The organism is Nocardioides sp. NPDC058538, assembly GCF_042719275.1.
GTDB lineage: Bacteria > Actinomycetota > Actinomycetes > Propionibacteriales > Nocardioidaceae > Nocardioides.
The window spans coordinates 176,488-186,475 of the sequence record NZ_JBHXNY010000005.1 but is presented as its reverse complement, the minus strand read 5'-3'; the positions used below and the strand labels follow the sequence as shown (position 1 = coordinate 186,475).

The following is a 9,988-nucleotide window of genomic DNA, read 5'->3' as shown; positions in this document are numbered from 1 at the left end:
TTCGTCTTGGAGTAGCGGGGACAGGATTTGAACCTGTGACCTCTGGGTTATGAGCCCAGCGAGCTACCGAGCTGCTCCACCCCGCGTCGCAAGAACAACACTACCCGCGAACTGACTCGAACCCCAATCTGGGACGCCTGGGTCTCGTCGAGCCCCACGCCGGCGCTACGGATGGACGCAGATCGAGCCCAGAACCACGAAGACCCGGACCTCTCGGTCCGGGTCTTCGTCTTGGAGTAGCGGGGACAGGATTTGAACCTGTGACCTCTGGGTTATGAGCCCAGCGAGCTACCGAGCTGCTCCACCCCGCGTCGCAAGAAGAACATTACACGCGAGGGGAAACGAACCCCTAATCGGAGGTGTCCTCAGCCGCCCGAGATGAGGTCGGCGGCCTGGTCGACCTTGTCCTGGGCCTCGGCGATGAGGCGCTCGCGCTCGGCGTAGTCGCCGGACTTGCCGGCCTCGTCGGCCTGGGCGAACAGGGCGCGCGCGTCCTCGAGGAGCTGGCCGACCTCGCCCGGTGAGTCACCGGAGGGAGGTGGGTTGGTCTCGGCCGGTTCCTCGTCGGGATCGGAGGCCGTCGGAGGCGTCGGCGCGGCGCCGGTCAGCGCGACCTCGAGGGCCTCGCTCAGCGTCGAACCGTAGCCGACCCGTCCGTCGTAGGAGACCAGCACGAAGGCCAGCTGGGCATAGCCCGAGGTCGAGGCGGTCGCCCGGCGGGCGTAGATCGGCTCGACGTACAGGATGCCGTTCTTCGCCGTCGGATAGGTGATGACCTGGCCCCACACCGGTGCCGAGCCGGAGCGGTTGAACGAGGCGACCTCGTCGGCGATCGCCTTGTCCGTACGGAACTCGTTGGAGACCATTCCCGGACCCTGGGTGTCGTCGGGGAAGCCTGTGGTGATCCGGATCTTCCCGTAGTTCTCCGAGGTGGCATCCGAGTCCACCGACATCATCGCCGCCAGGTTGGGACGGTTGTAGGGCACGAAGGCCGATGTCAGCGACCACCGAGCGGCCTCCGAGCCGTCGGAGAGGAACATCCGGTAGGGCGTCTGCTGGTGGTTGTCGTCGTTCGGGTCCTCGGGTACGGCCCAGCGCTCGTTACCGGAGAAGAAGACGTCCGGGTCGGAGACGTGGTAGCGCGCCAGCTGGTAGCGCTGCACCTTGTAGAGGTCCTCGGGGTAGCGAAGGTGCTCCATCAGCTCCTTCGGGACCGACGACTTCGGCATCACGGTGCCGGGGAAGGCCGCCTCCCACGTCTGCAGGATCGGGTCCGCCTCGTCCCACTCGTAGAGGGTGACCGTGCCGTCGTACGCATCCACGGTCGCCTTCACCGCGTTGCGCATGTAGTTGATCTCGTCGGTCGGCAGCGTCTGCACCCCGGTCGAGGTCTGGGTGGCGTCGTCGGTCATCGAGGCGAACGAGTCACGCGCGGCCTGCGGGTAGCGGTCGGTGGTCGTGTATCCGTCGACCACCCACTGGATCCGCCCGCCGACGACGACCGGGTAGACGTCGTCGTCGAGGGTCAGCCACGGCGCCACCTTCTGCACCCGCTCCTTCGGGGAGCGGTCGTAGAGGATCTCGGAGTTCTCGTTCACGCGCGAGGAGAGCAGGAAGTTCGTGGAGCCGAACTGGATGGCGTACATCAGCTGCCGGAAGTTGGAGCCGATCGGGACACCACCGGCACCCTCGTACGTCGTCCTGGTCTCGCCGTCCTCGGAGTTGTAGTCGAGCTCGACCGGGTTGCCCTTGCCGGCCTTTCCGACGATCGAGTACTCCGGCGAGTCCTCGCCGAAGTAGACCTTGTCCTGGAACTTGCCCTGGCCCGAGGTCAGGTCGTGCTGGCCGGTGCGGTCGCCCTCGGCCCACTGCATCTGGTTCGACTCGGTCTTGTCGTCGGCGCCGCGCATGTTGGCGTAGGAGGCGATCACTCCGTTGGAGTGGGTGTAGACCGTGTGCAGGTTGGTCCACGTGCGGTCGGAGTCGGAGATGCCGGCCTGGTTGAGCTCGCGTACGCCGAGCACGACCGCCCGCTCCTTGCCGCCGACCTCGTAGGTGGAGATGTCCAGCGGCTCGTGCACGGAGTAGTAGGAGCGACCCTGCTGGACCTGCTCGAACTCGCGGTGGACCACCGCGGGGTCGACGATCGGCAGCGAGGAGGCGGTCTCGTCGAGCTGCTCGGGCGAGGCGCCGTCGGCCTCGGCCTGCGAGGTGTACTCGGTCACCTCGAGGTCGTCCTTGGCGATGCCGTAGGCGTCCTGGGTGGCCTTGATGTTGGCCGCCAGGTAGGGCTTCTCCTTGTCCTGCTCGCTCGGCCGGACCTGGAAGCCCTGCACGACCGCGGGCCAGATCATCCCGATCAGCAGCACCGAGATCGCGAACAGCGAGATCGCGATCGAGGGCAGCTGCCAGCTGCGCCGCCACATGTTGAGGATGAACAGCACGCCGCAGATCACCGCGATCCCGAGCAGGATCTGGTTGGCCGGGAGCACCGCGTGCTCGTCGGTGTAGGTCATCCCGTCCAGGCGGGGCCCGGAGCCGTTGACCAGGTCGTAGCGGTCGACCCAGTAGTCGAGCCCCTTGACCAGCAGGATCAGCCCGAGCATGGCGCTGAGCTGGATCTGCGCGGAGCGCGTGAACCGATCGCGCTGCGCGGTGAGCCGGATCCCGCCGTAGACGTAGTGCACGATCATCGCGCCGATGGTGCCGAGGATCAGCCCGGTCAGCGCGAAGTTGACCAGGTAGTGCCACCACGGCAGGTCGAAGACGTAGAAGCCGATGTCCTTGCCGAAGAACTCGTCGGTCTTGTCGAAGTCGCGCCCGTGGCGCCACATCAGATACGTACGCCACTGGCCGGCGCCGGAGAAGCCGGCGAAGATCCCCGATACACCAGCGACGCCGACCAGGAGCCAGGTGCGGATCGGGGCGATCGCGTCGCGGTAGCGGTCCAGGCCACCGATGTCGTCGGCCGGGTGGAAGTAGGGACGGGTGCGGTAGGCGAGCGCCGCGGGCAGCCCGATCATGATCGCCATCAGCACGAAGAAGATGACGAAGAGTGCCGCACGCGTCCAGAACACGGTGCCGAAGACGCTGCTGAAGTCGATCGCGTCGTACCACAGCGCGTCGGTGTAGATCGCCGCGAAGGCGCTGATGCCGAAGAAGAGCACGATGACCGAGACGGCCGAGATCGCCAGCCATCGGTTGCGGCCGGTGCTCTGGGTGCGCGCCGGCGCCTGCGCCGGGTCGTCGTCGTCAAACAGGCTCATGCTTCGTCCTCGGGGGTCTCTTCAAGAGTGACACGCAACAGCTCGAGCAGCTCGGGCACCAGGTCGACGCCGCCGATGACCGACTGGTCGTCGTCGTGCGCCTTCAACCGCAGAGCACAGTACGTAGCACCAGCACGTGTCGCGCCGGCCACGATGCGTACCTCTTGCCGGTCGGGGTGCGCCTTGGCGAACTCCGCGGCCGCCTCGGCGTCATCGGGGATCTTGCCGTCGGCGTCGGGCGGCAGCACCAGGCGCTCGACGACCGCCGCGCAGCCGGTGACCCCTGCGGGCCAGGCGGTCGTCTGGAGGACCTCCTCCAGCTGGGTCGTCACCGGCACCTGGTCCTGCTCGATCGGGGTCATCGACCCGTCCTGATCGGGAGCGTCCAGGCCCATCATCGCGGCGAGCGCCGGCTCGGCCTCGACCAGCGCGGCGGTGTCGACGAGCGCGAAGAGCCTCGCCGGCCCGTCCCAGCCCTCGCCGGCGACGTGGGCCTCGATCTCGAGGACCGCCGCGGCCAGGGCGGGGTCGGTCTCCAGGTCGAGACCGCGGCTGAGCTCGGGTGTGGGCTCAGGCGTGGGCTCAGGGGTGTCGTTCACTTCGTGCTCCCACAGGTCGGCAGCTTGGCATTCGGGTCCTCGGTCCAGGTTTCGATCGCCTTGACGGCGTCGTCGAGAGTCTCCACACGGGTCAGGCGCATGTCACCGTTCTCAGCCCCCTCGACGTCTTGGCAGTTGCCGGCGGGCACCAGGAAGAGCTCGGCTCCGTCCGAGGCCGCGCCCGGGATCTTCTGCTGGATCCCGCCGATCGGGCCGACGTTGCCGTCACCGTCGATGGTGCCGGTGCCGGCGATCTTCTTCTCGCCGGTCAGCGGCCCCTCGGTGAGGGTGTCGTAGACCGAGAGCGCCATCATCAGCCCGGCGCTCGGTCCGCCGATGGCCGGGTCGAGGGTGATCTTGACGTCGTAGGGGAACTCGTAGGTCGCTCCCAGCGAGACGCCGATGAAGGCCTTGCCGTCCTTCTCGCCGGTCTTGATGGTCTCGGTGAGCGGCTTGCCGTTGCGCTCGATGGTCAGCTCGACCGTGTCACCGGGCTCGACCTTCTGCACCTCGGCGACGACCTCCTCGGGGGTGTCGACCGCCTTGTCGCCGACCTTGGTGACCACGTCGTCGGCCTTCAGCTTGCCTGCGGCCGGCGCGTCCTTGGTCACCTCGGCGACCGAGACCTCGTCGACGTCCTCACCGAGCTTGGTGAACGCCGCGGCGATCGCCGCGTCCTGGGCGCTGGCCATCTGCACCTGCCCGGCCTCACGGTCGTCCTCGACGGTGCCCTGGTCGGGGTAGGCGACCTCACGCGGGTAGACCGCCTCGGTGTCGCTCATCCAGGCGCCGAGCAGGGTCCAGAGCCCGAGTCTCGCCTCGCGGGTGGTCTCGGAGACCGTGGTCATCCGCAGCTGCCCCTTGTCGCGGTAGCTCTTGTGGCCCTCGACCTGGACGATGTCCTTGCCGTCGAACTCGCCCAGGACGTTCACCGTCGGCCCGGGGCTGTAGATCGTGAAAGGCAGCGGAACGACCCAGGCGATCACGATCAGGGCAACCACGAGCGGCAGGGCGACAAGGCCGGCCAGGGTGCGCTGTGTCATAGCGTCACCTTCTCATTCGGGACCAACTGCACCCTCAGGGCCCGCCTAAGAGGCATCGCGGTTGACACGGACCGCGACTCCGGTCGACCTGTCGAGCGGCGGCTGAGGCGCTGCGTACTTTCTCGAGCGCTCGCGGGTCTTCGTGTTCTCCAGCGCGATCCCGAGGCGGCGTACGACCTCTTCGCGGTCCTGCTCGCGCCCCTCGCGTCCGAGGAACGCGACCCAGGCCATCGCCAGCACGGTGATGACCGCAGACGGTACGAGCCAGAGCAGGATGTCCACGTACGCAGCCTATTTGGTGGACACAACGGCGCGCATCAGGGCGCGCCGACCCACTCGTCGGTGCCGTCGGTGAAGACCTGGTGCTTCCAGATCGGCACCTCGGCCTTGAGGGTGTCGATGAGGTCGCGGGAGGCGGCGAAGGCCTCGCCACGGTGGCCGGAGGCGGTGGCCACGATGACGGCGATGTCGCCGATGTCGAGGTGACCGGTGCGATGGACGGCGGCGACACCCGCGACGCCGTGGTCGGCGGCCACCTTCTCGGCGACTTCCGCGAGGCGGGCGAAGGCACTCGGATGGGCCTGGTAGTCGAGGCCGGTCACGCCCTTGCCCCCGTCGTGGTCACGTACGCGGCCGACGAAGAGCGTCACCCCGCCGGAAGCGTCGTCGTCGAGTGCGGCCAGCACCTCGCTGACATCGAGAGGGGTCTCCCGGATGTCGAGAAGCTTGACGGCGCCATTCTTCGGTTCAGCCATGGGAACAGCGTAGTGCTTGCTGACAGCGGGCTTCCGTAACCGCGTAGGCTGGACACATGAGTCAGACCCCAGGTGGCCCCGACGAGCCGGAGGAGCCGGAGAACCCCTTCAAGGGCACGCCCTTTGAAGCGTTCTTCGGTGGTTTTCCCATCGGCGGCGTCGGCGGAGGCCCCGGCGGCATGCCTGACCTGAGCCAGATCTTCGGTCAGATCCAGTCGCTGCTACAGCCCTATGACGGCCCGCTGAACTGGGACGTCGCGATGGACCTCGCCCGCAAGGTCGCCGCGGCCTCGCCCGACCCGACGCCTTCGCAGAAGCAGAAGGACGCGGTCGCCGACGCGATCCAGCTGGCCGACCACTGGCTGGAGGAGACCACGTCGTTCCCCTCCGGCGTGAAGTCCGCCACCGCCTGGTCGAAGGCCGAATGGCTGGTCAACACGCTGGACGCGTGGAAGCCACTGATCGAGCCGGTCGCGGCCTCGACCGCCGCCGCCATGAGCGGCCAGCTCCCCGAGGACATGAAGGCCCAGATGGGCCCGATGATCGGGTTCGTCGGCAAGGCGATGGGCGCGTTGTACGCGAACCAGGCCGGCACCGGCCTCGGTCACCTCGCCGGCGAGGTCATCTCCGTCTCCGACATCGGCATCCCGTTGACCGAGCCCGGCCAGGCCGCGCTGCTGCCGGTCAACGTCGAGCCCTTCGCCGAGGGCCTGGGCGTCAGCACCGACGACGTGCTGCTCTTCCTGGCCCTGCGCGAGGCCGCCCACCAGCGACTCTTCGCCGGCGTGCCGTGGCTGCGTGACCACGTGGTCTCGGCCGTGACCGACTACGCGCGCGGTGTCGAGCTCAACATGGAGGCCATGCAGCAGCGCATCGAGGAGCAGATGCGCGGCCTGGACCTCTCCGCCATGCAGGACCCCTCGCAGCTTCAGAACATGTTCGAGGAAGGCATGTTCGAGGTGCCCGACTCGCCCGCGCAGAAGGCGGCGCTGGAGCGGCTCGAGATCGTGCTGGCGCTCGTGGAGGGCTGGGTCGACGAGGTCGTCGCCCTGGCCACCGCCGAGAGGATGCCGGTCGCGGCGCAGCTGCAGGAGGCCGTACGCCGCCGCCGGGCTGCCGGCGGTCCGGCCGAGCAGACCTTCGCGACCCTGGTCGGTCTCGACCTCCGGCCGCGGCGACTGCGGGACGCGGCTGCCCTGTGGGGCTCGCTGCGCACCCGTCAGGGCATCGAGGCGCGCGACGGCGTCTGGATGTCCCCGGCGCTGCTGCCCACCTCGGCCGACCTCGACGACCCGCTCGGCTTCCGTGAGGGCGCCGAGGCGCCCGATGTCGACTCGATCGACTTCGACGCCGAGCTCAAGAAGCTGCTCGGCGGAGACGACACCGACGACACCGACGGCGCGGACGGCTCGGGCAAGGAGTGAGTCTGCACGCTGACGCGCTCGCGACCCTGCGGGCGTGGGAGGCGCCGTCGGCTCCGCAGGAGATCCTGCGGCAGCGCTATGTCTCCCATCTCGAGGCCGAGCCCACCGGGGTCTTCAAGTCGTCCGTCCCCGACCACTTGACGGCCTCGTGCGTGGTGCTCTCCGACGACGGTTCCTCGGTGCTGCTGACGCACCACCGCAAGGCGCGACGCTGGTTCCAGTTCGGTGGTCATCTCGAGCAGGACGACCCGACCCTGTGGGCGGCCGCCGCGCGCGAGCTGCGCGAGGAGTCCGGCGTGCCGGACCTGGTGCCGCTGCCCGGGATGGTGCAGCTCTCCGAGCACCCGGTCCCCTTCTGCGCTCCGTCCGGTGACGTCCACCACCTCGACGTACGTTTCATGGCCGTCGCTCCCGCCGGTGCGGTTCCGGCGGTGAGCGATGAGTCTCTGGACGTACGTTGGTGGCCGGTCGACGGGATCCCCGAGCCCGAGGACAACCTGCTCGAGCTCATCAAGCTCGCCCAGGCTCGCCTCTAGTCGATCTCTTCGACGTCATCGTCCTCGCCCGGAGGGGCGGGGAGCTTGGCTGCGGCGGACCAGCCGGCCAGGTAGCCCTTGGCACGCTCGGCCTGGGGATAGCGGTCGACCCATGCCCAGAAGGCCTCGTTGTGCTTGGCCTCGAAGAGGTGGGCGAGCTCATGGACGAGCACATAGTCGACGACCCAGTTCGGCATGCCCCGGAGCCGGTCGCTGAGGCGGATCGAGCGGTCGCCGGGGGTGCACGACCCCCAGCGGCTGTTCTGGTTGTCGACCCAGCGCACAGAGTCGGGCTTGGCCAGGCCGCCGAAGTATTGGTCGCTCAGTGCGGCCGATCGCCGCATCAGATCGTCGTCGCTGGGCTTGCGACGCCGTTCGGCCTTCTCCAGGCGGGCGACCATCTGCTGGACCCACTCGGCTTCCTCGCGCTGAGACATCGCGGCCGGGATCATCACGATGATGCGGTCGCCGTCACGGTAGGCGGAGACCGTACGCCGACGCCGCTTGCTGCGTCGCACCTCGATCTCCGGGCCGTCCATAGGTCAAGAAACTACCTGTTCGCCCAGGCCAGCAGGCGATCCCGCGGCCAGGTGTTGATGATCCGTTCCTCTTCGATACCCGCCATTTCGGCTCGTTCGCACCCCAGGACGAGGAAGTCGAGCTGCCCCGGAGCGTGTGCGTCGGAGTCGATCGAGAAGAGGCAACCGGCGTCGCGAGCGAGCTCGAGGAGCTTGGTCGGCGGGTCTCTCCGCTCGGGCCGGGAGTTGATCTCGACCGCGACCCCGTGCTCGGCACACGCCTCGAAGACCTTGCGGGCGTCGAACTGGCTGCCGGGCCGAGTGCCGCGGTTGCCGGTGACCAGCCGGCCGGTGCAGTGACCGAGCACGTTCATCCGGGTCGTGGAGACCGCCGCGACCATCCGCTTCGTCATCTGTTCCTTCTCCATCTTGAGCTTGGAGTGGACGCTGGCGACCCGCAGCTGGAGCTTGGCGAGCATCTCGTCGGTCTGGTCGAGGCTGCCGTCGTCGAGGATGTCGACCTCGATCCCCTTCAGTAGGGTGAACCCGTGACCGGCGAGGTGGTCGTTGACCGCGTCGACGACACCGAGCTGGCGCTCCAGGCGGGCCGCGCTGAGACCGTTGGCGATCGTCAGCCGCGGACTGTGGTCGGTGAGCACGAGGTACTCGTGGCCCAGCTCGATCGCGGTGAAGGCCATCTCCTCGATCGGCGACCCGCCGTCGGACCAGTCGGAGTGGCTGTGCAGGTCGCCCCGGAGCCTGCTCCGCAGCTTCTCCCCCGCTCCAGCGGCGGTCAGCGAACCGCCGTGGGCGCGCTCGGTGTCCTGCAGGCGCTGCGGAACCTCGCCGCGCGCGGCCTCGGTGATGACCTTGGCCGTGCTCGCCCCGACCCCGCTCAGCTCGGTCAGCGTGCCCTCGGCCGCCCGGCGGCGTACGTCCTCCTCGGAGAGGGGCAGGATCGCTGCCGCCGCGGCTCGGAACGCCTTCACCTTGTAGGTGTCCTCGCGCCCGCGCTCGAGCAGGAATGCGATCCGACGCAGGGCTGCGACGGGGGACAACGGCTCGCCTACCAAATCTTCCTCCAACTATTTTTGCCTTCATAACCGGTGGAGAATGCTTTTCCCAGGTCAAGGTCCTGATTCAACCGAATATTCTCCTTCCGGTCACTTGGTTACTCACAGGAAAGCGCGTGTCTTCCACCGGCTGTCCCCAAGCAAAGCGGGGTTGTCCACATCTTGTCCACAAGCAACGCGGAGTGGCACGTTGACGCGCTCCCACATCCTCTTTAAGTTCGTTGTCAGTGGGACCCCCGGCGCCGCCGGACGGCCTTCGCAAGGGGAAGGCGAAGGACGATCCAGGCACCGGGGGTCCCTCCAGTTTTGGGTGGCCTCCGCGACCTCGGCGAGCGCCTTCGACGGACCTTCGATGCGTCCTCGAAAGCCCCGAATTCCCCGGTATGACGCCAACACGCCGACACTCGCTTGATAGCCCTTGTTGCCGCAGGAAGCGCCGCGTGTCGTAGGGTCGAGTTGGCTCGTCATGACGAGCTTCCGACGGGCTTCCCTGACAACCCCGTCGCGACGACCAGTTACATATAGGCAAGGAGGCCGTCATGGCGGAGACCTGGAGCGGCGAGTTCTACTGCGTGAAGTGCAAGGAGAAGCGCGAGGCGACCGGTGAGATCCGGGTGAACGACAAGGGCACCAAGATGGCCAAGGCCGTCTGCCCCGTCTGCAGCACGAACCTCAACCGCATCTTGGGCAAGGCCTGATCACTGAGCTCATCCTGAGCCCACGCGGCGGCGTCCCCGGCATGTCCGGCGGCGCCGCTGCCACGTTTTGCCGAAG

10 protein-coding genes and 2 tRNA genes are annotated in these 9,988 nt (G+C 68.0%); 3 read left to right on the top strand and 9 right to left on the bottom strand.

What is annotated here, in order from left to right:
• Nucleotides 1-12: 12 nt before the first annotated feature.
• The 7 genes from ACFWQC_RS06910 to ACFWQC_RS06880 all read right to left on the bottom strand — a co-directional run bounded on the left by ACFWQC_RS06910 (nucleotide 13) and on the right by ACFWQC_RS06880 (nucleotide 5,663).
• Nucleotides 13-86: transfer RNA gene (locus ACFWQC_RS06910), tRNA-Met, on the bottom strand.
• Between the two features lie 151 nt (nucleotides 87-237).
• A tRNA-Met gene (locus ACFWQC_RS06905) sits at nucleotides 238-311 on the bottom strand.
• Nucleotides 312-365: 54 nt separating this feature from the next.
• Nucleotides 366-3,266 carry a UPF0182 family protein gene (locus ACFWQC_RS06900; RefSeq protein WP_378674928.1) on the bottom strand — a complete coding sequence of 967 codons (2,901 nt, stop codon included), beginning with the start codon at nucleotides 3,264-3,266 and terminating at the stop codon, nucleotides 366-368.
• Nucleotides 3,263-3,865 (bottom strand): PPA1309 family protein, encoded by a 603-nt coding sequence (locus ACFWQC_RS06895; RefSeq protein WP_378674925.1) that lies wholly within the window; start codon nucleotides 3,863-3,865, stop codon nucleotides 3,263-3,265. The genes ACFWQC_RS06900 and ACFWQC_RS06895 overlap by 4 nt, the downstream gene beginning before the upstream one ends.
• Nucleotides 3,862-4,908, bottom strand: coding sequence for a PDZ domain-containing protein (locus tag ACFWQC_RS06890; protein ID WP_378674923.1), 1,047 nt, complete (start codon nucleotides 4,906-4,908; stop codon nucleotides 3,862-3,864). Before ACFWQC_RS06890 ends, ACFWQC_RS06895 begins: the two co-directional genes overlap by 4 nt.
• A gap of 45 nt (nucleotides 4,909-4,953) precedes the next feature.
• The gene (locus ACFWQC_RS06885; protein ID WP_378674920.1) at nucleotides 4,954-5,190 is read right to left on the bottom strand and encodes a hypothetical protein; all 237 of its coding nucleotides are present in this window, start codon (nucleotides 5,188-5,190) and stop codon (nucleotides 4,954-4,956) included.
• Between the two features lie 35 nt (nucleotides 5,191-5,225).
• Nucleotides 5,226-5,663, bottom strand: a complete 438-nt coding sequence (locus ACFWQC_RS06880) for a molybdenum cofactor biosynthesis protein MoaE (protein ID WP_378674917.1) — start codon at nucleotides 5,661-5,663, stop codon at nucleotides 5,226-5,228.
• A 56-nt stretch (nucleotides 5,664-5,719) separates the two neighbouring features.
• On the opposite strand from ACFWQC_RS06880, the gene ACFWQC_RS06875 reads away from it, so the two are divergent.
• Nucleotides 5,720-7,087, top strand: a complete 1,368-nt coding sequence (locus ACFWQC_RS06875) for a zinc-dependent metalloprotease (RefSeq protein ID WP_378674914.1) — start codon at nucleotides 5,720-5,722, stop codon at nucleotides 7,085-7,087.
• Nucleotides 7,084-7,623, top strand: a complete 540-nt coding sequence (locus ACFWQC_RS06870; RefSeq protein WP_378674911.1) for an NUDIX hydrolase — start codon at nucleotides 7,084-7,086, stop codon at nucleotides 7,621-7,623. Before ACFWQC_RS06875 ends, ACFWQC_RS06870 begins: the two co-directional genes overlap by 4 nt.
• Here the strand turns inward: ACFWQC_RS06870 and ACFWQC_RS06865 are convergent.
• Nucleotides 7,620-8,162, bottom strand: a complete 543-nt coding sequence (locus tag ACFWQC_RS06865; protein WP_378674908.1) for a M48 family metallopeptidase — start codon at nucleotides 8,160-8,162, stop codon at nucleotides 7,620-7,622. The genes ACFWQC_RS06870 and ACFWQC_RS06865 overlap by 4 nt on opposite strands.
• Before the next feature lie 11 nt (nucleotides 8,163-8,173).
• Nucleotides 8,174-9,199, bottom strand: a complete 1,026-nt coding sequence (locus tag ACFWQC_RS06860) for a PHP domain-containing protein (protein WP_378674905.1) — start codon at nucleotides 9,197-9,199, stop codon at nucleotides 8,174-8,176.
• Nucleotides 9,200-9,753: 554 nt separating this feature from the next.
• On the opposite strand from ACFWQC_RS06860, the gene ACFWQC_RS06855 reads away from it, so the two are divergent.
• Nucleotides 9,754-9,912 (top strand): DUF5679 domain-containing protein, encoded by a 159-nt coding sequence (locus ACFWQC_RS06855; protein ID WP_091051197.1) that lies wholly within the window; start codon nucleotides 9,754-9,756, stop codon nucleotides 9,910-9,912.
• The last annotated feature ends 76 nt before the right edge of the window (nucleotides 9,913-9,988 follow it).

Excerpts from the sequence above, each read along its gene's own strand:
- ACFWQC_RS06900 (WP_378674928.1), bottom strand. The coding sequence starts at position 3,266 with ATGAGCCTGTTTGACGACGACGACCCGGCGCAGGCGCCGGCGCGCACC.
- ACFWQC_RS06890 (WP_378674923.1), bottom strand. The coding sequence starts at position 4,908 with ATGACACAGCGCACCCTGGCCGGCCTTGTCGCCCTGCCGCTCGTGGTT.
- ACFWQC_RS06880 (WP_378674917.1), bottom strand. The coding sequence starts at position 5,663 with ATGGCTGAACCGAAGAATGGCGCCGTCAAGCTTCTCGACATCCGGGAG.
- ACFWQC_RS06875 (WP_378674914.1), top strand. The coding sequence starts at position 5,720 with ATGAGTCAGACCCCAGGTGGCCCCGACGAGCCGGAGGAGCCGGAGAAC.
- ACFWQC_RS06865 (WP_378674908.1), bottom strand. The coding sequence starts at position 8,162 with ATGGACGGCCCGGAGATCGAGGTGCGACGCAGCAAGCGGCGTCGGCGT.
- ACFWQC_RS06855 (WP_091051197.1), top strand. The coding sequence starts at position 9,754 with ATGGCGGAGACCTGGAGCGGCGAGTTCTACTGCGTGAAGTGCAAGGAG.